The organism is Pseudarthrobacter defluvii (assembly GCF_030816725.1).
GTDB lineage: Bacteria > Actinomycetota > Actinomycetes > Actinomycetales > Micrococcaceae > Arthrobacter > Arthrobacter defluvii_A.
This window is the reverse complement of record NZ_JAUSYG010000001.1, coordinates 1,797,627-1,816,934: the sequence shown is the minus strand read 5'-3', so window position 1 is coordinate 1,816,934 and position 19,308 is coordinate 1,797,627. Positions and strand designations below refer to the sequence as shown.

The following is a 19,308-nucleotide window of genomic DNA, read 5'->3' as shown; positions in this document are numbered from 1 at the left end:
CGACCAGATAAAAGATTCGAATATGTATTCGAATAAATCAAGTCTACGCCGGGCAGGCAGCAAAACATAGGCGGGGGTGGACGGAGCGTGCGGCAGGGAGCAGGATGTTGGCATGAGTACCGATGACGCACTCCTGAAGCAGGCAAGCATCAAGACCCAGGACTCCACCCTCATAGCCACTTTTGATATCGACGGCGCCATACCGGAATCCGGCGCCTACGTGGTGGGATTGATGGGGGCCTCGCCGGATTATTCGTCGCAGCGCCGGCTGTGCATTGAATTCATGAACGGGAAGGCCATCGCCTGCTACTCGTTCAACCGGGACCAGGGCATCGAGGAGGACTTCGACCTGTCCGGGGTGTCCCACTCGGAGAACAGCATTACCGGGAGCTTTCCCCTGTCAGCGCTGAATGGGCTGGGGCAGGGTCACGTCCTGTCCGCCTTCAGCGAGGCGGACGGACGGGAGTTCCAGCACGGCGTGCCGGTGGAGGAGGCCCTTTAGGCCACCTCCACCGGTTCTTTATAGCTCAGCTGTTTTCCTTGTGGATCCGCAGTTCAAGTTCAATGAACGCGGAGATCATTGCCCGGTAGGTTGACTCCACAATGTCCGGGTCGATGTCCTTTTTCTCCGCCGCGGAGCGCACGTGCTCAATGATGCGCTCCACCCGGCCAGGGGCACGCACCTCGGCGTCATCCCCTTTGAGGGTTCCAGCGATCCTGATCAGCCGTTCGCGGCGGGCGATGAGGGTGACAATCTGTTCATCCACCTCGTCTACGGCAATCCGAACGGCAGCGAGCTGTTCCTTGTCGGCCTGGGCATCCCTATCGTTTCCTTGAATTGTCGCCATCCTCTGACAGTATCGAAGCATGGAACCCAGAGTCGACTTTATCTCCCTCGGTGTCCGCAGCGTTAAGGACTCCCGGGCCTTTTACATTGAGGGCCTCGGCTGGCCCGTCCACCGGGAGGTGGCCGGGGAGGTGCTGTTCATCCAGGTGAACCACGGCCTAATGCTCTCCCTCTGGGACGCACGCCAGATGCAGGCCGAAGCCGGGACCAATCCGCCGTCAGGCGTCCCCTGCATCACTCTCAGCCACAACGTGGCAAGTCCGGCGGAGGTGGACAGTGTCATGGAGGATGCAGCGGCTGCGGGCGCTGCCATCATCGCAGAACCGGTCACCCAGCCCTGGGGCGGCTACACGGGCTACTTCGCCGACCCCGACGGCTTCCGATGGGAGGTTGCCTACAACCCCACCTGGGCAGTGGACGACGCCGGCACGGTCACCGTGTGAAGGCCGGGCGCCCTTAGCGGGGCTGCTGGAACAGGGCTTCCACCGGCCGGATCAGTTCCGGACCGTTGTTCCGGACGTTGCCCACTTCCGTGCCGACCGGGTCCACCTGCCAGTCGGCCGCGGCGTCCTTGACCCGGGACCGCACCAGGTCCACAAGCCCGGCTGCGTCATCCGCCTGCGGGTCCAGCCAGGCTGCCATGGTGGCCTTGTCCAGGGGCAGGGGCACCCTGTGGTGCAGTTCCGTCAGCTTCCCAAAGACGGTGGATTCGGTTCCTGGCGGGGGCGTGTCGGCAGTGAGGATGGACGTGGACAGAAGCCAGCGTCCCGGCTCCCCCACGGGCACGGACTGGTCCTTCCACCATTCGTAGAGGCCGGCGAACACCAGGCCGTGGTCCTGTCCCGGGTGCACATAATACGGCTGCTTGGACTTCCCGGGGCCCTGTTTCCATTCGTAGTAGCCGTCGGCTGGAACAGCGCAGCGCCGTGACTGTACGGCCTTCCGGAACGCCGGCTTCTCCAGCAGGGTTTCGCTCCGGGCATTGATCATGCCCGATCCGAATTTCGGGTCCTTGACCCAGGGCGGGACCAGGCCCCAGCGCGCCACGTGCAGCTGGCGTACCTGCCTGGGCCCGGCGTCGCCCTCCTTCAGGCGCTCCAGCACGACGGGTACGGCGTCGGTGGGAGCGACGTTCCACGACGGCGGAAGGCTCACCTCGTCCTCCAGCCCGGCGTCGAACTCGGCCAGAAGGTCCCCCACGGCACGGGCCATCACGTAGCGTCCACACATGCCACCAGCTTGCCACCGCCCGCCACAAACTGTCATCCAGGCGCCGCAGCAGCCACCCGGCACCGGGGAATACCGGCGGCCGCGCTACGGTTGACAGTAAGGAAACCTTTCAAGCGACGTATAGGAGCTCCCTGTGGACTTCACTCCCGAATCCGGCACCATCACCATGTTTTCCACCACCTGGTGCGGCTACTGCAACCGGCTGAAGAAGCAGCTCGATGCGCAGGGCATCGGCTACAACGAAATCAACATCGAAGAGGTGGAAGGCACCGCCGAGCTCGTGGAGCAGCTGAACGGCGGCAACCGCACCGTTCCCACCGTCCTCTTCCCGGACGGCAGCGCAGCGACCAACCCCTCGGTTGCCGAGGTCAAGAACCGCCTGGCCGCCTAAAAAGCACACGTGGCGCTGCGCCACATCATCGATTGCGGGTCATGCCCCAAGGCTGCTGAACGAGGCAGTTTCCAGGGCGGCATGGCCCGCATACGTTTCCAGCAGGGCCTGCTCAACAGCTGCCACGTCCAGGCCGGGCACCAAATCGTTGGCGGCACCGGCGGTGGCGGGGTCCCAGTCCAGGCCCAGCGCCGCATAGCTGTCCGTGAGGACCTTGCGGATCGGGGCTGAATCCTCCACCACGATGACGGAACTGAAGAGCCAGCCGCCGGAGATCACCCTTTGGGCCGTGCCTACCAGTTTCACCCGCCGCGGGCTGCCGGCCGGGTCGGTGCCATGCACGCTGAACTCCCCGGGGCAGTACTCCCCCGGGATTTCCCCCACCGCCGCCTGCACGCCCACGCTTCGCAACGCCGTTGCGAAAAGTTCGCCGAAGTAACCGAACCGCGCCTTGGACCCGGCGACGGCATCGGCGTCCGGCTCGATATGGTCCACCACCAGCGTGCCCTGGTGGTAGGCGGCGGCGCGTCCGCCTGCCCGGCGGACCAGGGGTTCAAAGCCGTTCTCCCGGCAGGCCTGCGCAGCGGCCTCAAAGCCGGGCAGGCGGGTGTCCCGCTGCCCGAATGCCACTGTGGGAGCCGGCCGGTACAGCCGCAGGGTGGGGCCGATCCCGCCGTTCCTGGCCCTGGCCAGCAGTTCGAGGCCAAATTCGAGGTCGCGGCCCGCACCGAGGGACACGTCCTGCCGCACCACGGTGAGGGGACGGAGTCCGGTAGCGGTGTGGTGCATGGCGAGGCTCCCTGGGCTTTTGCGTCGACAGGTTCATTGGCGACAGGTTCATTGGCAGCGGCCTGACAGGCCATCCCTAGGGTACGCCCGACGGCGGCGCGGGCCTTAACGGCCGCGGCGCCCCACCCACAGCGCGTGCAGCAGCGGCACTGCCGACACGGCCATCAGCACATTGCCCAGGACCAGGTCGTCGGCCCTGGCGATGGCGCCGGCGACCAGCAGGGCGCCGAAGACCACGGCGGAGGCCGAGCGTCGCACGGCCCTTTCCAGCCGCGCACCCTGCCGCTCCAGCCGCGGAACAGCCACCTGCAGTGATCCCTCTTCGAGCCGGCTGGCCAGGGCATCCAGCCGCCCGGGCAGGCGGAAGGCGACGGCGGCGGCGTCGATGGCCTGCCGGGCAACATCCTGCACCACGTTGCCACGCTCATTCCGCAGCAACTGCGCCGCGTAGGGTTCCACTGAGTCCCAGAGGTTGAACCGCTCATCCAGCGCGCTGCACACGCCGGAGGTCAGGGACATGGCGCGGATGATCAGCAGGAAGTTCTCCGGCAGCTGGAACGGCAGCGACCGGACTACGTCACCGAACTCCAGTGCAAAATCACGGAACTCCCGCGGGTCCACTTCACGCAGTTCGGCGAAGCCCATGCCGCCGAAACGGGCAAAGAGCTGCGTCATGGCCCGTTCCAAGCCTGCGCTGTCAGCTGACGGCATCAGGACGCCCACATCGTTGATGGCCGCCACAAGTCCCCTGCCGTCACGGGCGGCTGCGGCGATCAACAGCTTTCGCAGGCCGCTGCGGGTGGCGGGCGTTACCTCCCCCATCATGCCGAAGTCGATGAACGTCAACTGCCATTGATGTTCCCCGGCGCCTGCCGGTGCCGGGGTGACAAAGATGTTCCCCGGGTGCGGGTCCGCGTGGAAGAAGCCGTTGGTGAAGAGCTGGTCGAACATGATGGATGCGAACACGGGAGCAACAGCTGCGGGATCGATGCCGGCGGCACGCAGCGCCTTGACGTCGGTGATCTTGATGGCGGTGACGTCCTCAAGGGTCAGTACGCGCCGGGTGGTGCGCTCCCACACCACAGCCGGTACTTCCACCCGGGGGTCCCCGGCGAAGTCAGCGGCGAACCGCTCGGCGTTGACGGCCTCGTGCAGGTAGTCGATTTCGGCAAGGCTCGTCTGTGCGAATTCCTCCACCAGCGCCGGCATGTCGGCACGGCGGGAGACAAGCCGGATATGGCTCAGCCAGCCGGCCACCTTGCGCAGGGCTGCGAGGTCGACGTCGACAATGGCGCCGATGCCCGGCCGCTGCACTTTGACCACCACGGCGTCGAGTCCGGTGTCGCCCGCGTCCAGCGGATTCAGCCGGGCGCGGTGGGCCTGGCCCAGCGACGCGGCTGCGATCGGCTCCGGGTCCACCGAGGCGAAAACGTTCCCCAGCGGCGTCCCGAGCTCCCGTGCCGCCAACGCGGAGATGTCCGGAAAGGCTACCGGGGGGACCTCGTCCTGCAGCCCTTCAAGCTCTTTAGTGATCTCCGGCGGGAGGATATCCAGCCGGGAGGACAGGAACTGGCCCACCTTGATCATCAGTCCCCCAAGTTCCACTGCCAGGTCATGGAACCGCTGCGCGAAGCGGAGCATCCTCCTTGAGCGGGTCCGCGCCGCGATCCGGCTGAGCCCAATCCGTGGCAGGAACAGTTCGAACCACCATGTGGCGGCAAGGTTCCGGGCGGCGAAGCGCAGGATCCGGCGGTAGCGCCCCCGGTGCTCGCGCAGGGGGCGCGGTGGGTCGGCCGCCTTGTCCTGGACAGTCGACACCACCCGCGTCAGTCCTGGGCGAGGATGGCGTACAACCGGCGGCGGGCCTCATCCAGTGCCGCCACCGCCTGCTGCACCTGCTCCGGGGAACCGGTCCGGCCCACGAGGGCCGCCGCCTGGGCCAATTCGATGCCGGCCTTCGGGAGGGATGCGATTCCGCCTCCGGACAGGGAGGCTGCAGGATCCCAGGGGGCAGCACCGTGCTGGGCCGCCACCTCCTCGCGGCCCGCTTCGGTCAAGGAGTAGATTTTGCGGCCGTTGGATTCCTCGGCACTGATCGATCCTTCGTCGGCCAGCAGCTGCAGGGTGGGATAGACGGAGCCTGCGCTTGGCTTCCAGCTGCCGCCGCTGCGCTCCTCGATCTCACGGATGATCTGGTAACCGTGCATGGGCCGTTCTGCGAGCAGGGCCAGGACGGCCGTCCGCACCTCGCCTTTCCCGGCACGGGTTCCCGACCGCTTTTCGAAGCGGGACCGCAATTCCTCCACGGCCTGCCACATCCCGTCGAAATTGCCGGCGCCAAAACCGCCGGCAGGGTATGACGCACGCATGATGAACTCCTTTGTCAATCGCGAACGATATACAACGATACTCAGCGATAGAGGCCGGCACCATAGCCGGTAGGGTCAGGATTTGCGCAGTGTCAGGATCTGTTCCGCCCGGCCGAAGGGGCCCTGCCGGTCGTGCAGCACGGTGGACGTGAGGCCGATCCCGTCGCTGCCAAACGAAACGGCATTGTCCAGACCCAGCCACTCCCCCGCGGGCCTGCGGTACATGTGGACCTGCAGGTCCAGGTTGGGAAACGCATAGCTGTCCGTGCCGGGAGGGACCCGTGCGGCGATGCCGTTGGCGGTGTCCACCAGACCCATGAGGCGCGCAAAATCGGCACTGTCGGCGCGGTCTGTCAGCGGGTGTTCGGTGCGCAGCCATACCTTTCCTGCCCCTGGCCGGTGTCCTTCAGCGACCCGCATTTCGAGGGACCGGATGTAGCCACCGGGCCAGACGGCGGAGCCGTCATACGGCTTGCATTCGTCCGGGCCGGGGATCGCGGCGTCCTCGACGGCGGCCACCTCACCGGTGTCGCTGGTCAGCATGCGCCACCCGGTGGCACGGATCGCGGCCCGCCCGCCGGCCACCAGTTCGGCCTGCACCAGTTCGATGGTCCTTCCGGGCCGCAGCGTGGTGGTGTCGATCCTGAACTCCCCACCCGGGATCAGGCCAAGGATCTCGTAACTGATCCGCGCCATCCGCATGTCCTCCCGCGGCTGGTGCCGTTCCAGCCGGTCCGCCAGAAGTCCGGATGCCGGCGCCATGTGCTGTTCGTGGACATTCCAGGCTCCCTGGGCGTGGATGGTGGAGCGGAACAGGCCGCCGCCCAGGTCCTGGTAGTAAAAGTTGCCCTCGGCGAGTTCTGGCAGGTCTGCGGTCAAGGCTGGCCCCTTACGAAACGTTCAGTGAATTGCCACTAACTCTATCCTTCACGTGAACGGCGCGCCGGGCCGGCCCGCGAAATGTTGGAGGGTGGCGGGGGCATTCGGACTAGACTCAGGAACTGGTCCTGTCAACAACCCTCAAAAGAGGTGTTTCATGCGCGTCATCAGCTACAACCTCCGCAAGCATGCGGCCAGCGGCGAACTTCTCGCCCTGGCACGGAATCATGACATCGATGCGCTGTGCCTCCAGGAAGTGGACGCCAGCGACCTTCCGGAAACCCTGGGTCCCCTGCACCTCGCGGATGCCACCAAGGGCAACCGGCTCGGTCTGGCCATCTACTACCGCGCCAGCCGTTTCACAGCCCTGGACACGCAGTCTTTCGCGTTGAAGAAGTCAATGCACGACAGGGTGCTGGCCCCGGCCCACGAGCGGCTGATCGGCACACGGGTGATGGACAACGAAACCCAGCACGAGCTGGTGATCGGCTCGTTCCATGCCGCACCGCTCACTGCCTCCAATTCCTTGCGGCGCAAGCAGATCCACGCAGCGCACGCTGAACTGCTGAGCATGGGCAGGGGCTTGATGACCCTGATGGTGGGCGACTTCAACTACCCGTTCTTTACCAAGAACCTTGACATGCACATGAAGAACTCCGGGTACGCCCTCTCCCTGAGCAACCGGCGGACCTACACCCGGTACAAGGTGTTCAAGGGCCATTTCGACTTCGCTACGTCACTTGGCCTGGACATTGCAGCCGTGGAAACGCTGCCCCGCGGCAACTCCGACCACCTGCCCATCCTGGTGACGGCCGAGTACGGCGAAGGCTACTAGACAGGGACGCAGGGCGGGTTCACCAGGGTTCTTCGTTATCCAGCCGCGCCAGGAGATCCGGCCAGGCGGCCGCGAAGCCGGGGTGCAGTTCCAGGGCTTCCACCTCGGCTACGGGGATCCAGAGCAGCGCGATGCTCTCGGGGTCGCTGATGACCGGCTCGAACGATTCCAGCACCCGCACCACCACTGTCGTGTAGGACCAGTAGCCATGGTCCAGCACTGAAGTGAACAGCACTTCCACGCGCTCCGACGGGACGGCGGCCTCCTCGTAAGCTTCGCGGAGGGCGCCGTCCACTGCTTCTTCACCCTCATGCAGTGCCCCGCCGGGGAGTCCCCACGTTCCACCGTTATGGCTCCAGACCGCGCGGTGCTGCAGGAGGACGCCCTTGGCGGGATCGTAGGCCAGGACGCCGGCCGCGCCGAACCTGCCCCAGTGCCGGCCACGGTCCCCTTCCACCCAGGCATCGCCCGGGTCCCGCGGACCGGAGCGGGGCGGTGGGGTGGAAGACGTGCTGGAGTACGGAAAGTGATCCATTCCCCCAGTCTGACAGGTGCAGCGGCAGGACGCAGTGCCGCCGCCGCGGTCAGGGGTTGTGTCCGCGTTCGACGGCGAAATCGCCGCCGGGATACATGACCGTTTCGTGTCCGTCATCAAAGCGGACAACATAGGGCGGGCTTCCGCCCTCGCCGCGGACTTCCAGAATCACCCCGTGCCGGTCAGAGGACCCCACTGTCCTTCCGTGCACCACGATGCGGTCGCCTTGGGCTGCCTCCATGGCAATCACCTCCCAGCCCCCAGATTACGACTGCCGGCCATGCAGGAACAGGGCGTCATGGCAGGATTCGGGTATGCCGTTGCACCTTGTCCTCATTGCAGATACGCATGTGCCAAAACGCGCCAGGGCCCTGCCCGGGCAGGTGTGGGAGGCCATCGGAAATGCCGACGTGGTGTTCCACGCGGGTGACTGGGTGGAGGCGGCACTGCTGGACGAGTTCGAACGCCGAAGCAAGCGGCTGCTGGGCGTGTACGGCAACAATGACGGCCCGGAACTGCGGCGCCGGCTTCCCGGGACCGCCACTGCCGTCCTGGACGGGGTCCGGTTTTCCCTGGTCCACGAGACCGGGCAGGCGAAGGGCCGGGAACTGCGGTGCGAAGCCCAGTACCCGGACGCGGACGTCCTGGTGTTCGGCCACAGCCACATCCCCTGGGACACCGTGTCGCCGAACGGACTGCGGCTGTTGAATCCCGGCTCGCCCACCGACCGCCGCCGGCAGCCTGCCTGCACGTTCATGGAGGCAGTGGTCGACGGCGGCCGGCTGGCGGAGGTCAGGCTCGTCACCGTTCGGCGGGACTGACCTCGTCCCGCCCGGACCGCTTGGCAGGCCGGGGGTCCATTGCCTAGGCTAGGAACCGTAAGCATGCTTAGCTTTTTGGTTCTTCGCGATTCCCTGAACGCAGGCTGCTTCAGCTTCCGGGGCGATGAACCAGCCCGAGTCCGTACGAACAGGAGGACCACCATGACCGACCAGTACACTTTCCGCAATCCAGTGACTGCCTACGAGAAGATCTCCCCGCCCAAGCAGCACCAGCCGGAGCCGGGCCTCGACGCTGAACTGGCGCCCAAGGCCGACCTGGGCGAGGAAACCTACCGCGGGACAGGGCGGCTGGAAGGCCGCCGCGCCATCGTCACGGGCGCGGACTCAGGCATTGGGGCCGCTACGGCGATCGCGTTCGCCAGGGAAGGCGCCGACGTCGTCCTTTCCTACCTGCCGCAGGAGGAGGAAGACGCCTCCCGCATCGCCGGGATCATTGAGGCCGCAGGCCGCAAGGCCGTCAAGGTGCCTGGCGACCTGAAGGATTCGGCAACGTGCCGGGAACTGGTGGATACGGCAGTGGCAGTCTTGGGCGGGGTGGACATTCTGGTCAACAATGCCGGGAAACAGGTGGCCCAGGAGGACCTGCAGGACATCACCGACGAGCAGTTTGACCACACGCTGAAGACAAACGTCTACGCCATGTTCTGGGTGACCAAGGCGGCGGTACCGCACATGCCGGCCGGCTCAACCATCATCAACACCACGTCCATCCAGGCGTACAACCCGTCCCCCACGCTGGTGGACTACGCCACCACCAAGGCCAGCATCAACAACTTCACCAAGGGCCTGGCGCAGCAGCTGGCGCCCAAGGGAATCAGGGTGAATGCGGTGGCACCGGGTCCCATCTGGACTCCGTTGCAGGTCAGCAGCGGCCAGCCCAAGGAGCAACTGCCCGAGTTCGGGCAGTCCACTCCCCTGGGCCGGGCCGGCCAGCCCGCCGAACTGGCCCCCGCCTACGTTTTCCTGGCTTCGCCTGAATCCAGCTACGTAGTGGGCGAAACACTGAACGTCAACGGCGGCAACCCCACGCCGTAGCTGCAGCGCGGGCAGGCTGACCTCCACAACGGAGGGTCAGCCTGCCTCCTGTCCTGCCAGGAGTTCGTCCGTTGCCGGGTCCGGCTCGCCGTCGAAAAACTGGGCCAGGACAGTCTTGAACACTGTTTCTCCGGGCGCGGCCCGGAGAAACAGTGTCATGGACGACCGCAGCTTTTTGGCATCGATGCCGCCGAGAATCTCCTCGGCCGACCGGTCGGCGTGGTTGGCCAAAACCAGAGCGCATTCCAGGAGGCGGGGCCCCAGTACCTCGTGGTCAAGGTAAGCGCGGGCCTCGGCCAGCGAGGAGATGGCGTATTTGCGGGAGGTGGCACTCTGCCCGAGCCCGGAAACCTGCGGGAAGATGAACCACATCCAGTGCCCGGACTTCCGGCCGACCTGCAGCTCACCCAGCGCCTGCTCATAGGTGCCACCGCTGTTTTGCGCGGCAACAAAACGGTCAAGGTTGAATTGCTCATTCATCTGGGTCTCCTGGCTTCGGGGTCAAGGGGCAAGTCTTTATCAAGGGCAGTGGCCGCGGCCTGCAGCCGAGGGTCGGCGTCCTCCCGCCATCTGGCCAGGACAACGCCCGCCCGCTGGCGCTCGCGCTCCCCCAGCCCGGCCAGCAGCGGCGCCAGGACATCGGCGAGGAGGGGGTGGGCGAGGTCGGCTGTCTGGGCAGAACGAAGGAAGCCTTCCAGCCGGGTCAAGTCCGAGTGCCGGAGCAGCCGCACCCTTGACTGCAACAGCACCACGGCTGCCAGGCGGCGCTCGAACACCGCACGGGAGCCGGGTTTTGGCTGTCCCCAGAGGGCCGAGGCAAGCATCACCGTGCTGTCATGGTCCAAGTCTTTGAATTTGCGCAGGGCATCGCGAACCGTTCCGCGGACGGCCCCCACCGAGGATCCGTAAGAGTCCAGCGCCCAGCCCAGCCGGCTCCCCACATCGTCCGCCCGGTACCAGGCGCCCTCGTTCTGGAGGGTCCGGTCAACAAATTCCGCCGCCGCGGACACCAGCTCGTCCGGGTCCGTCATCGTCTCCGCCCGGAGGAGGCGTGCAGGATGCAAAACGGAGTCCACGGCCGCGCTTCCAGCCTGCCTTCCGCGATGGGCTCCCCGCACACGGCGCAGCTTCCATAGGTTCCCGCGGCCAACCGTGCCAACGCCGCATCAATCTGGTCCAAGCCGGCTGAACTCTGCTTCAGCAGGGCCGATGCCTGCGAGAGCTCGAAGGCGATGGTGCTGCCTTCCGGGTCATGCTCGTCGTCGACATTGGAGTCCTGCCGGGCGGAATTTGCCGATTCAATGTCAGCCCGCAGCGCCGGCAGCAACTCCATCCGGCGGGCCCGCTCCTCTTCGAGCAGCACACGGAACCGTTCGAAATCTGGCATGGTGACAGCCTAGCGCCCGGACCGGGAAGCGCCTGAATGGCAACGGCAAACCCGACGAGCGGCGGCCACCTGCCATGACGGCGTGTCCCGATTGTTACGCTTGCCAGCAAAATCAGCAGATGCCGAGGCCACGACGGGAATGAAGATAACGTCCAGACGTTTGCGGAATTCGAGAGCCGCACCTCGTATGTTATCCAAATGTGACAATGCCGGGACCTTTGGGTTATGGTCTTCTGGTGTCCCTCTCAGACGGGACATTCCCGTCAGCATGCCGAGCCCTGCCGCTGATCATGGGATCCAACCGCTCCAGTTGGCAGGGACGGGGGAACCAAGTTTCCACGGCCACATGTGGCCTAGGGGTTAAGTCGATAAGCGGCTCCGTCCATGACGGTGTCACTTCCGGCCGGGTATCTCCAGCCCGAACCCGACAGCTCACCCCGCAGGCATGGGAGAGGCGATCAACCGTGTCAAAAAATTCCACCACTGCCCGTCACCGCGCAACCCCGGCCCGCTCCATTGTGCTCGAGGGCCTCGCCGTGACTGCCAAGTCCCAGGCCCGTTCGCTGGGCCGCCCGGCGCTTGCCGTTGCTGCAGCGTCCGGCATTGCCTTCGGTGTCGGCGCCCCGGCGCACGCTGGTGTCACCGGCCCGGACACCACTGAGAACAGCAGCGTTCAGGCTTACTCCGCACCTGCCGCCCCCGCCGCAGCCCCGGCAGCGGCAGCAGGAAACGTCCACACCGTGGTTTCCGGCGACACCCTTGGCGCAATTGCCGCAGCCTACGGCACCAGCCTGAATGATGTCCTGTCCGCCAACGGCTTGGGGCTTTCCTCGGTCATCTACCCGGGCGACCAGATCCAGATCCCCGGCGCGGGATACGCAGCGGCACCGGCCCCCGCAGCAGCACCGGCGCCGGCACCCGTGCAGACGGCAGCCGCCGCACCGACGAACACCGGCATGAACATGTCCTACGCATCGGCCACCCCGGCGGCAGCGACCACCGGCACGGGCACGGGTGCTGCCATCCTGGCGTCCGCTTACGGCCAGCTGGGCGTCAAGCAGGACTGCACCGCCATGGTTGAGAAGGCACTGCGCTCGGTGGGCAAGTCGGTCGGTGACCTTGCCCCCACCCAGTTCTTCCAGTACGGCTCGGTAGTGGGCGCTCCTGCCCCCGGCGATCTGATCATCACCTCCGGCCACGTGGGCGTTTACGCCGGCAATGGCCAGGTTGTCAGCGGCGGCGTCAACGGCTTCGACACCGAGGTGCACTCCATCAGCTGGCTCGGCGGTTACTCCGCAGTACGCGTAGCCTAGTCTTCGCACTGTCGCACGCCCTTCGCGGCGGCGGGACGAAGCAGGAGGGCGGTAGCCGGTTACCCGGCCGCCGCCCTCCTGTCGTTTTACCCCGCAGCCGCTGCGGTCAGGTCCCGCAGAAGGTCATGTACTTGCCGAAGTCCCCGGGGGCGCCTTCGGCGTAGCGTTCCAGGCCGGGCCGCTCGATGAAGGGGTCCGCGACTGCGTCCAGCAGCTGCTGCAAGGGTGCCAGGTTTCCGGCCGTGGCAGCAGCCAGCGCCTCCTCCACGAGATGGTTCCTGGGGATGTAGGCCGGGTTCACCCCGTCCATCAAACCGGCGTCGGGCTTCAGGGCCTGCCACCGCTTCGCCCAGGCATCAAACGCGGCCAGATCGAGGACCATGCCGCGCACCGGGCGAAGGTCGCCGCGGGCCGCCTTTCCGAGGTTGCGGAAGAACAGGGTGTAGTCCACCGGGCCGTCTTTCAGGATGGCGATGACGTCATCCACCAGCACGGACGCTTCGTCATCACTTCCGGTGCCGCCGTCCAGGCCCAGCTTGGCTTTCATCCCGCTGGTCCAGGCCCTGCTGTACTGTCCCCGGAATCCGCCGAGCACCTCCACCGCCGGTTCAACTGCCTTCTCCTGGTCCTCGTGGATAAGCGGCAGCATCGCCTCAGCGAGACGGGCAAGGTTCCATTCGGCAAGAACCGGCTGGTTGGCGTAGGCGTATCGCCCGCTGACATCGATGGAACTGTAGACGGCGGCGGGGTTGAACGCATCCATGAACGCGCACGGGCCGTAGTCGATGGTTTCCCCCGAGATGGTCATGTTGTCCGTATTCATGACCCCGTGCACGAATCCCACCAGCATCCACCGGGCCACGAGCTCCGCCTGCGCCGAGACCACCGAGGCGAACAGCGCCAGGTAGGGGTTGTCGGCGTCGGCGGCCTGGGGATAGTGCCTGCTGATCGCGTGGTCCGCCAACCGCTTCAGGAGCTCCTTGTTTTCTGTAGCCCGCGCGTACTGGAAGCTCCCCACCCGCAGGTGGCTGCTGGCCACCCGTGCCAAAACAGCGCCCGGCAGCATATCGTCACGCCGGACCTGCCGGCCCGTGGCCACGACGGCCAGGGAACGGGTGGTGGGGATGTGCAGCGCGTGCATTGCCTCACTGACGAGGTACTCGCGCAGCATGGGCCCGACGACGGCACGGCCGTCGCCGGCGCGGGCGAAGGGCGTGCGCCCCGAGCCTTTGAGGTGAAGATCGAGGAGCCGCCCGTTCCGGTCCGTGACCTCGCCCAGCAGGAGAGCGCGTCCGTCACCGAGCAGGGGCGAGTACCCGCCGAACTGGTGCCCGGCATACGCCTGGGCTACAGGCGTGGCGCCCGGGGGAACGTAGTTCCCCACCAGCAGCCGCACCCCTTGGTGACTGCGCAGGTATTCCGGGTCCAGCCCCAGGTCCTCTGCCAGCTTCTCGTTGAGGACAAGGAGTTCGGGGCCGGGTGATTCTTCGGCCTGCCAGGGAACAGCGAGATCCGACAGTTCCCGCGCGAAGCGGCCGTCAAAAGCCACTGTTGATTCAGCTGCTGCCGTCATGGTTTAACCTTATCGCCATAGTCTTGGCCCGTCGCTTCGCGCACCGGTTGCCGCCGCCGGGGAACGGCAATGCGCTCCAGGTCGCTGGCGGCGATGACTGTGGTCCCCGGAGCCCGGGCCCGGGCCTGCTCCGCGAGCAGGGACACGTCATCGCCGTACCGTGCGGAAAAGTGGGTGAGCACGAGCGTGCGCGCCTTTCCCGACGCCGCCAACTCCCCCGCCTGCCCGGCGGTCAGGTGCCGGTACTGCTGTGCCAGCCCGCCGTCGTCGTCGCTGAATGTCGCCTCGGTGACGAGCAGGTCTGTGCCAACGGCCAACTCCTCTGCACCGGTGCAGGGCGCCGTGTCCATGATGAACGCGAATCGCTGGCCGGGCCTGGGGATGCTCACGTCCTCCAGCGCGACGGCGCCGAGGGACCCCTGGCGCTGCAGCCTGCCCACGTCCGGGCCCTCGATACCTGCCGCCCGCAGCCGATCCGGCAGGAAGGTGCGGCCGTCCGCTTCGGTGAGCAGGTAGCCGTAGGTTTCGATGCGGTGCCTCAGGGGCCGGATTTCCAGGCAATCGGCGACGGGCCCGGAGCCGGAGTGCGGGTGCAACCGAAGGTCGATGCCGGGTGAGCTGACCGCCACGAGGGCCTGGACCACCTGGTCGCCGGACACCGGATAGTGCAGGTGCACCGGATGCGCCACACCGTCCAAGGCCATCCGGGACAGGACGCCGGGCAGGCCGTAACAGTGGTCTCCGTGTACGTGGGTAAGGCAAATCCTGGTGATGTGGGTGGCCGCCACCCCTGCATGGATCATTTGGCGCTGGGTGCCCTCGCCGGGGTCGAAAAGAAGGCCTTCGCCGTCCCAGCGCAGGAAGTAGCCATTGTGATTCCGGGTGCGTGTTGGAACCTGGGAGGCCGTGCCCAGCACTACGAGCTCACGCACCGCGGGTGTCTGCCGTCCCGGCGTGCAGCCCCTTGGCGTACGCGGCCTGGCCGACGTGCTGGAGGCAGTCGCCCAGGATGCTGACCAGCCGCACCCCGAGGGTTACGGGCGGATCCCAGTGCCTGTCAACCACGCGGTCCAGGTCCGGGTCGCCAATCCCTGCCAGGACGTTGGCGGTCTGCCGGTGGACCGCCTCGTAGTATTCCTGCAGGAGGTCGCCGGGCGCCTTGACGGCGTCCACCTGCGCGCTGGAGTGGCCGTACCCCGTGTCCTTCCCGGCCAGGGGCAGACCGAAACGGGACACGAAACCCTGCGCCGTCCAGACCTGTTCCAGTCCGGCGGCGGAGGCAACCTGGGCGTCTTCCACCCGGCCCGTATGCCAGATCAGCCAGCCGATGGAATTGCCGTTGCCGGCAGGCCGGTGCTGCAGGTCCGCATCGCCAAGCCCTTGCAGTACCTGCCGGACCAGGCCAGGGAGCCGGTCGAAGGCCTCCAGCAGCAGTTCCTTGGATTGCATCTGTTTCCTCCCTGCCGGTCCGGGCCGAAGCCCGGACCTCCAGGCTGCTAGCGTTCCAGGTCGTCCGGTTCGAATTCGCTGAGCGGGGAGCCGCCGAAGTTTTCCTGGTCATCGCTGGCATCCGCTTCAGGGCCGGTGGGGTTCTCACCAAAGTCGACGTCGGCCGCGGCCTCCCCCAGGGTGGGGGTGTCCGGCGGCACCTGCTCATCGCCGGAGCGGTACCGGGCCTGCGCGCTTTCGTCCCGCAGCGTCTGGTCGCTCAGGAAGTCTTCCTCTTCACCCGAGACTGCTTCGTCCTGCAGCAGGGGGTCCTCCTGCCACCGATCCGGGTTGTTCTCGGCCGCACCGGGGTAATTGTCCGGTTCCCCCATCACGGGATCCAGTTCCAGGGACGACGCCGCACCGGGAGTTTCGTCGAGAAGCACGTCGTCCTCCTCCACAACTTCCAGCTCATCGTCCGGGACGTTCTGCTCAGTCATGATGATGCCTTTCTGGTTGACCGTAAGGCTGACAATAGTAAGCATACTGACGAACTGGGTTGGATGTGAACTGCCATGGGGAAGGATCAGGCAAACGGCTACACCAGGCCCGGAACCCATTGCTCCGGCGGCGCGGGCGGATACCGGGGCCTGAGCAGCGCTTCTGTGACTTTTGGCCCTAGAGCACCGGTGGTGGCGGGGCCAGTCTTGAAAGGCAGGAAGCCCAGTTCAAGACGAGCAGGAAGTGCGGCCATGACATCCTCCAAACCCATTGCTGTGGGCACCAACGACTCAGCCCAAAGCCAGGCCGCGGTGCTGTGGGCCGCCCGCCGCGCGAAGCGCGCAGGCTTGCCGCTGGTGATCCTCCATGTGGTGGACGACCGGTGGGTTGCCGAACCGTATCCGTGGTTTGGAACACTCCAGCAGGCCGGAGAGGAACTGCTTAAAACCGCTGCCGGCCGCCTTGAAGGGGCCGAGGCCGTCACCCCCGAGACGGAGCTGCTCACCGGCAGTGTGGGCGGGTCCCTGGCCAAGTACTCCAAGCGGACCTCGATGATGGTCATCGGTTCCGGCAGTGGCCACCTGGGCGGAACACTTGCCGACCGGGCGCTCCAGGTGGCCACCGCGGCCAAAGTCCCCGTCGCCGTCGTAGGAACCCAGGACCTCGAAGGCAGGTCCGGGGTGGTGGTCGGAGTCGACGGGTCCCCTGAATCAACCCGGGCCGTGGCCTTCGCCGCTGCCGAGGCGGACCGCGAAGGCGACGAACTCACCGTCGTTTACGCCGTCAATGTGCCGGACCCCATCATTGATGCCGGACTGACGCCCGCGGCGCTGGCGGACCTCATGGTGGACGAGGAACGCGTCGTCCTCTCCGAAGCGGTGGCAGGGCTGAAGGAAGACTACCCGGACCTGACCGTGCACCAGCAGCTCGAAACCGAAAGAGGCGCCGTTGACGCCCTCGTCGAGGCTGCCGCGGGGGCAAGGCTCCTGGTGGTGGGCAGCCGCGGAAGGGGAGCCTTCAAGCGCCTCCTGCTCGGGTCGACGGCGCACGGCGTCCTGAAGCACCTTCCATGCCCCACGATTATCACCAGGACTGAAGCGGTCACTGCCGTTTAGCCCAGCCAACAGCTGATTTGCCTCCACGTTCCCCGTATCATCCGCGGAAGGTCCGTCGACATGAAAAAGCCCGCCGCCATCCTCATGCTGATCCTCGGGATCCTGATCACGCTGCCGGGCCTTGCTGCATTGGCGGGCGGGGCCGTGGCGTCGGCGGTGGGGAGCATCCAGGGCGACGGCTACCTGACGTCCGGCACATCACGCTTTTCCGTGAATTCGTTTGCCCTCACCTCGCCGCGGGCCGAAGCGATCGGAGAGGACGTTCCCGGCAGGCTTCCCTTCGACATCGGAACCCTTCGTCTCCGGGTTGAATCGGTGACACCGGACAAGCCGGTGTTCATCGGCATCGGACCCCAGGCCGACGTTGAACAGTACCTGTCCGGCGTGCACCACTCGGAGCTGCTCAACATCCGGCAGCGGCCCTTCCGCGCGGAGTACCGGGACGTGCCTGGCGGCAATCCGGCCTCGCCGCCGGCCGATCAACGTTTCTGGACCGCCTCCGTCTCAGGCCCAGGACAGCAGGAGCTCAGCTGGAACATCACCCCCGGTGCGTGGGCGGTGGTGGTGATGAACGCGGATGCTTCGTCAGGTGTTGATGTCCAGGCCCAGGCCGGCTTCCGCTCGGACCTGATCCGGCCGGCCGCCACCGGCCTGTTGGTGGGTGGAATCATTGCCCTGGTCATCGGGATTCCGCTCATTATATTTGGTGCCGCCGGGCTGGGCCGGCACGCGGGGCAGCCCTCCGCCGGTCCCCCTTCCGGCGGAAGGCCCTACGGGGGCCCACCCTCCGGAGGGCCGCCCTACGGCGAACCGGGCACGGGCGCACCCTACGGTGGGCCGGAACGGGGCGCACCCATCTATCCGCAGCCGGCAACGGGCGTACCCGCGGCACCAGCAGCAGTGCCGCCGCCGCAGCCCTTCGCCCCCGCGGAGGACCGTACCGGCTATCCGGCGAGGCTCTTCGGTGACATTGACCCCGCCCTGTCACGGTGGATGTGGCTGGTGAAGTGGTTCCTGGCCATCCCGCACGTCATCCTGCTCTTCTTCCTGTGGTTCGCGTTCATCATCACCACCATCGTTGCGGGGTTCGCCATCCTGTTTACCGGCCGGTACCCGCGGGCGCTGTTCGACTTCAACGTGGGCGTGATGCGGTGGAACTGGCGGGTCGCTTTTTACGCCTACGCGGCCGTCGGCACCGACCTCTACCCGCCGTTCACCCTCAGGCGCACCAACTATCCTGCCGACTTTGACGTGGACTACCCGGAGCGGTTGTCCCGCGGCCTGGTCCTGGTCAAATGGTGGCTGCTGTCAATCCCGCACCTGCTCCTGGTCGCCGCCTTCACCAACACCACCTGGCGGTTGCGCGCGGACAACAACCTCGGCGGCACCACGTATGTCCAGGATGCGGGCCCGTCCCTGCTGGGGCTGCTGGTCCTGGTCGCAGCGGTCATCCTGCTGTTCACCGGCCGTTACCAGCGGCCGCTCTTCGATTTCATCCTCGGCATAAACCGCTGGATCTACCGCGTCCTGGTGTATACGGCGCTGATGAGGGACGAATATCCGCCGTTCCGGCTGGACCAGGGGGCAGGTGAGCCGGAATGGCACGGAGCGGCATACCTGCCGCGCCCGCCGGCCGGAGCGCCACCCGCCGGCGCGCCATGACCTTCGGCCCTAGCTCCGGCCCACGCGTGCGGGCATGATAGGCGTGACCGCGCGGGTCCGACCAAGGGAGCAGACATGAGCATTGCGGGGGCACCAATAGCCAGGATCGTGGTGGGCGTCGACGGTTCGGAGACGTCCGTGGAGGCGCTCCGCCAGGCGCAGCGGCTTGCCACCCCACTGGGCGCCAAGGTCCAGGCGGTGGCTTGCTGGGAGTACCCGCAGATGTACAGCGGCTACGTCATGATGGGCATCGAGGGCTTCGAAGAGGGAGCGCGGAAGATCCTGGAGGAGGCCGTGGCGCAGGCCTTCGGAGCCGAGACGCCGGCCAACGTGACCTCCACCCTGGTCCGCAGCCATCCGCGGGAAGCGCTGATCGACGCGAGCCGCGACGCCGACATGATCGTGGTGGGGCGGCGCGGGCACGGCGGATTCGGCGGCCTGCTCCTGGGCTCCGTCAGCTCCGCCATCGTGGCCCACGCCCACTGCCCCGTTCTGGTGGTGCACACACCGGAGGAGCATTCCGAAGGTTCCAGGAACACCTGACCGGGACACGGGCGGAAAAGGCAGCAGCGTCCAG

General features: G+C 66.6%; 25 protein-coding genes and 1 riboswitch. Of the genes, 10 read left to right on the top strand and 15 right to left on the bottom strand.

Annotated features, from left to right (window positions below; translation table 11 throughout):
- Nucleotides 1-112: 112 nt before the first annotated feature.
- Complete coding sequence (locus QF031_RS08530) at nt 113-502, top strand: hypothetical protein (RefSeq protein WP_307426614.1); 390 nt, start codon at nt 113-115, stop codon at nt 500-502.
- A gap of 25 nt (nt 503-527) precedes the next feature.
- On the opposite strand, the gene QF031_RS08525 is transcribed toward QF031_RS08530, so the two are convergent.
- A complete protein-coding gene (locus tag QF031_RS08525) occupies nt 528-848 on the bottom strand; it encodes a chorismate mutase (protein ID WP_307426612.1) in 321 nt (106 codons plus the stop codon).
- Between the two features lie 19 nt (nt 849-867).
- On the opposite strand from QF031_RS08525, the gene QF031_RS08520 reads away from it, so the two are divergent.
- Nucleotides 868-1,290 (top strand): VOC family protein, encoded by a 423-nt coding sequence (locus QF031_RS08520; RefSeq protein WP_307426609.1) that lies wholly within the window; start codon nt 868-870, stop codon nt 1,288-1,290.
- A gap of 13 nt (nt 1,291-1,303) precedes the next feature.
- On the opposite strand, the gene QF031_RS08515 is transcribed toward QF031_RS08520, so the two are convergent.
- Entirely contained in the window at nt 1,304-2,059 is a 756-nt protein-coding gene (locus QF031_RS08515) for an SOS response-associated peptidase (RefSeq protein WP_370874558.1), read from the bottom strand.
- 151 nt (nt 2,060-2,210) lie between these two features.
- Between QF031_RS08515 and QF031_RS08510 the strand changes: the two genes are divergently transcribed.
- Nucleotides 2,211-2,468, top strand: coding sequence for a mycoredoxin (locus QF031_RS08510; protein ID WP_307426603.1), 258 nt, complete (start codon nt 2,211-2,213; stop codon nt 2,466-2,468).
- 39 nt (nt 2,469-2,507) lie between these two features.
- On the opposite strand, the gene QF031_RS08505 is transcribed toward QF031_RS08510, so the two are convergent.
- From QF031_RS08505 to QF031_RS08490, 4 genes are all read right to left on the bottom strand, one after another.
- On the bottom strand, nt 2,508-3,257 hold the full coding sequence (locus QF031_RS08505) for a lipoate--protein ligase family protein (protein ID WP_307426599.1): 750 nt from the start codon (nt 3,255-3,257) through the stop codon (nt 2,508-2,510).
- Nucleotides 3,258-3,362: 105 nt separating this feature from the next.
- On the bottom strand, nt 3,363-5,078 hold the full coding sequence (locus QF031_RS08500) for an ABC1 kinase family protein (RefSeq protein ID WP_307426595.1): 1,716 nt from the start codon (nt 5,076-5,078) through the stop codon (nt 3,363-3,365).
- A gap of 5 nt (nt 5,079-5,083) precedes the next feature.
- Complete coding sequence (locus QF031_RS08495) at nt 5,084-5,626, bottom strand: PadR family transcriptional regulator (protein WP_307426593.1); 543 nt, start codon at nt 5,624-5,626, stop codon at nt 5,084-5,086.
- A 75-nt stretch (nt 5,627-5,701) separates the two neighbouring features.
- Nucleotides 5,702-6,505, bottom strand: coding sequence for a thioesterase family protein (locus tag QF031_RS08490; RefSeq protein WP_307426591.1), 804 nt, complete (start codon nt 6,503-6,505; stop codon nt 5,702-5,704).
- A 157-nt stretch (nt 6,506-6,662) separates the two neighbouring features.
- Here QF031_RS08490 and QF031_RS08485 point away from each other — a divergent pair, with 157 nt between their 5' ends.
- Entirely contained in the window at nt 6,663-7,340 is a 678-nt protein-coding gene (locus QF031_RS08485) for an endonuclease/exonuclease/phosphatase family protein (protein WP_307426588.1), read from the top strand.
- A 19-nt stretch (nt 7,341-7,359) separates the two neighbouring features.
- Here QF031_RS08485 and QF031_RS08480 read toward each other — a convergent pair whose 3' ends face one another.
- Both QF031_RS08480 and QF031_RS08475 read right to left on the bottom strand, forming a co-directional pair.
- Nucleotides 7,360-7,875: an NUDIX domain-containing protein gene (locus QF031_RS08480; protein WP_307426585.1), complete on the bottom strand. Its 516-nt coding sequence runs from the start codon at nt 7,873-7,875 to the stop codon at nt 7,360-7,362.
- 49 nt (nt 7,876-7,924) lie between these two features.
- The gene (locus QF031_RS08475; protein WP_307426581.1) at nt 7,925-8,116 is read right to left on the bottom strand and encodes a DUF1918 domain-containing protein; all 192 of its coding nucleotides are present in this window, start codon (nt 8,114-8,116) and stop codon (nt 7,925-7,927) included.
- Nucleotides 8,117-8,189: 73 nt separating this feature from the next.
- On the opposite strand from QF031_RS08475, the gene QF031_RS08470 reads away from it, so the two are divergent.
- Nucleotides 8,190-8,696: a metallophosphoesterase family protein gene (locus QF031_RS08470; protein WP_307426578.1), complete on the top strand. Its 507-nt coding sequence runs from the start codon at nt 8,190-8,192 to the stop codon at nt 8,694-8,696.
- A 162-nt stretch (nt 8,697-8,858) separates the two neighbouring features.
- Nucleotides 8,859-9,752 carry a glucose 1-dehydrogenase gene (locus tag QF031_RS08465; protein ID WP_307426576.1) on the top strand — a complete coding sequence of 298 codons (894 nt, stop codon included), beginning with the start codon at nt 8,859-8,861 and terminating at the stop codon, nt 9,750-9,752.
- A gap of 36 nt (nt 9,753-9,788) precedes the next feature.
- On the opposite strand, the gene QF031_RS08460 is transcribed toward QF031_RS08465, so the two are convergent.
- The 3 genes from QF031_RS08460 to QF031_RS08450 are packed head-to-tail and all read right to left on the bottom strand — an operon-like array spanning nt 9,789 to nt 11,139.
- Entirely contained in the window at nt 9,789-10,232 is a 444-nt protein-coding gene (locus tag QF031_RS08460) for a DUF1810 domain-containing protein (protein WP_307426574.1), read from the bottom strand.
- On the bottom strand, nt 10,229-10,783 hold the full coding sequence (locus QF031_RS08455; protein WP_307426571.1) for a DNA alkylation repair protein: 555 nt from the start codon (nt 10,781-10,783) through the stop codon (nt 10,229-10,231). The genes QF031_RS08460 and QF031_RS08455 overlap by 4 nt, the downstream gene beginning before the upstream one ends.
- Nucleotides 10,780-11,139 carry a TraR/DksA family transcriptional regulator gene (locus QF031_RS08450; RefSeq protein WP_307426569.1) on the bottom strand — a complete coding sequence of 120 codons (360 nt, stop codon included), beginning with the start codon at nt 11,137-11,139 and terminating at the stop codon, nt 10,780-10,782. The genes QF031_RS08455 and QF031_RS08450 overlap by 4 nt, the downstream gene beginning before the upstream one ends.
- Nucleotides 11,140-11,428: 289 nt before the next feature.
- Nucleotides 11,429-11,600: riboswitch (cyclic di-AMP (ydaO/yuaA leader) on the top strand.
- A gap of 3 nt (nt 11,601-11,603) precedes the next feature.
- Here QF031_RS08450 and QF031_RS08445 point away from each other — a divergent pair.
- On the top strand, nt 11,604-12,452 hold the full coding sequence (locus QF031_RS08445; protein WP_307426566.1) for a LysM peptidoglycan-binding domain-containing protein: 849 nt from the start codon (nt 11,604-11,606) through the stop codon (nt 12,450-12,452).
- 106 nt (nt 12,453-12,558) lie between these two features.
- Here the strand turns inward: QF031_RS08445 and QF031_RS08440 are convergent, their stop codons facing one another.
- From QF031_RS08440 to QF031_RS08425, 4 genes are read right to left on the bottom strand one after another with little or no spacing between them, the layout of a single operon-like run.
- Complete coding sequence (locus tag QF031_RS08440) at nt 12,559-14,025, bottom strand: protein adenylyltransferase SelO (RefSeq protein ID WP_307426563.1); 1,467 nt, start codon at nt 14,023-14,025, stop codon at nt 12,559-12,561.
- Entirely contained in the window at nt 14,022-14,957 is a 936-nt protein-coding gene (locus tag QF031_RS08435) for a ribonuclease Z (protein ID WP_307426560.1), read from the bottom strand. The genes QF031_RS08440 and QF031_RS08435 overlap by 4 nt, the downstream gene beginning before the upstream one ends.
- The gene (locus QF031_RS08430) at nt 14,950-15,474 is read right to left on the bottom strand and encodes a mycothiol transferase (RefSeq protein WP_307426557.1); all 525 of its coding nucleotides are present in this window, start codon (nt 15,472-15,474) and stop codon (nt 14,950-14,952) included. Before QF031_RS08430 ends, QF031_RS08435 begins: the two co-directional genes overlap by 8 nt.
- A gap of 47 nt (nt 15,475-15,521) precedes the next feature.
- A complete protein-coding gene (locus QF031_RS08425; protein WP_307426555.1) occupies nt 15,522-15,953 on the bottom strand; it encodes a hypothetical protein in 432 nt (143 codons plus the stop codon).
- Between the two features lie 252 nt (nt 15,954-16,205).
- Between QF031_RS08425 and QF031_RS08420 the strand changes: the two genes are divergently transcribed.
- The 3 genes from QF031_RS08420 (at nt 16,206) to QF031_RS08410 (ending at nt 19,274) form a co-directional block, all read left to right on the top strand.
- Nucleotides 16,206-17,069, top strand: a complete 864-nt coding sequence (locus QF031_RS08420) for a universal stress protein (RefSeq protein ID WP_307426552.1) — start codon at nt 16,206-16,208, stop codon at nt 17,067-17,069.
- A gap of 60 nt (nt 17,070-17,129) precedes the next feature.
- Nucleotides 17,130-18,731 (top strand): DUF4389 domain-containing protein, encoded by a 1,602-nt coding sequence (locus QF031_RS08415; protein WP_307426549.1) that lies wholly within the window; start codon nt 17,130-17,132, stop codon nt 18,729-18,731.
- A gap of 75 nt (nt 18,732-18,806) precedes the next feature.
- The gene (locus QF031_RS08410; RefSeq protein WP_307426545.1) at nt 18,807-19,274 is read left to right on the top strand and encodes a universal stress protein; all 468 of its coding nucleotides are present in this window, start codon (nt 18,807-18,809) and stop codon (nt 19,272-19,274) included.
- The last annotated feature ends 34 nt before the right edge of the window (nt 19,275-19,308 follow it).

Bases quoted from the DNA above. Each gene is read 5' to 3' on its own strand.
- QF031_RS08530 (WP_307426614.1), top strand. From the start codon at position 113: ATGAGTACCGATGACGCACTCCTGAAGCAGGCAAGCATCAAGACCCAG.
- QF031_RS08525 (WP_307426612.1), bottom strand. From the start codon at position 848: ATGGCGACAATTCAAGGAAACGATAGGGATGCCCAGGCCGACAAGGAA.
- QF031_RS08520 (WP_307426609.1), top strand. From the start codon at position 868: ATGGAACCCAGAGTCGACTTTATCTCCCTCGGTGTCCGCAGCGTTAAG.
- QF031_RS08515 (WP_370874558.1), bottom strand. From the start codon at position 2,059: ATGGCCCGTGCCGTGGGGGACCTTCTGGCCGAGTTCGACGCCGGGCTG.
- QF031_RS08505 (WP_307426599.1), bottom strand. From the start codon at position 3,257: ATGCACCACACCGCTACCGGACTCCGTCCCCTCACCGTGGTGCGGCAG.
- QF031_RS08495 (WP_307426593.1), bottom strand. From the start codon at position 5,626: ATGCGTGCGTCATACCCTGCCGGCGGTTTTGGCGCCGGCAATTTCGAC.
- QF031_RS08485 (WP_307426588.1), top strand. From the start codon at position 6,663: ATGCGCGTCATCAGCTACAACCTCCGCAAGCATGCGGCCAGCGGCGAA.
- QF031_RS08480 (WP_307426585.1), bottom strand. From the start codon at position 7,875: ATGGATCACTTTCCGTACTCCAGCACGTCTTCCACCCCACCGCCCCGC.
- QF031_RS08475 (WP_307426581.1), bottom strand. From the start codon at position 8,116: ATGGAGGCAGCCCAAGGCGACCGCATCGTGGTGCACGGAAGGACAGTG.
- QF031_RS08470 (WP_307426578.1), top strand. From the start codon at position 8,190: ATGCCGTTGCACCTTGTCCTCATTGCAGATACGCATGTGCCAAAACGC.
- QF031_RS08465 (WP_307426576.1), top strand. From the start codon at position 8,859: ATGACCGACCAGTACACTTTCCGCAATCCAGTGACTGCCTACGAGAAG.
- QF031_RS08460 (WP_307426574.1), bottom strand. From the start codon at position 10,232: ATGAATGAGCAATTCAACCTTGACCGTTTTGTTGCCGCGCAAAACAGC.
- QF031_RS08455 (WP_307426571.1), bottom strand. From the start codon at position 10,783: ATGACGGACCCGGACGAGCTGGTGTCCGCGGCGGCGGAATTTGTTGAC.
- QF031_RS08450 (WP_307426569.1), bottom strand. From the start codon at position 11,139: ATGCCAGATTTCGAACGGTTCCGTGTGCTGCTCGAAGAGGAGCGGGCC.
- QF031_RS08440 (WP_307426563.1), bottom strand. From the start codon at position 14,025: ATGACGGCAGCAGCTGAATCAACAGTGGCTTTTGACGGCCGCTTCGCG.
- QF031_RS08430 (WP_307426557.1), bottom strand. From the start codon at position 15,474: ATGCAATCCAAGGAACTGCTGCTGGAGGCCTTCGACCGGCTCCCTGGC.
- QF031_RS08425 (WP_307426555.1), bottom strand. From the start codon at position 15,953: ATGACTGAGCAGAACGTCCCGGACGATGAGCTGGAAGTTGTGGAGGAG.
- QF031_RS08420 (WP_307426552.1), top strand. From the start codon at position 16,206: ATGACATCCTCCAAACCCATTGCTGTGGGCACCAACGACTCAGCCCAA.
- QF031_RS08415 (WP_307426549.1), top strand. From the start codon at position 17,130: ATGAAAAAGCCCGCCGCCATCCTCATGCTGATCCTCGGGATCCTGATC.
- QF031_RS08410 (WP_307426545.1), top strand. From the start codon at position 18,807: ATGAGCATTGCGGGGGCACCAATAGCCAGGATCGTGGTGGGCGTCGAC.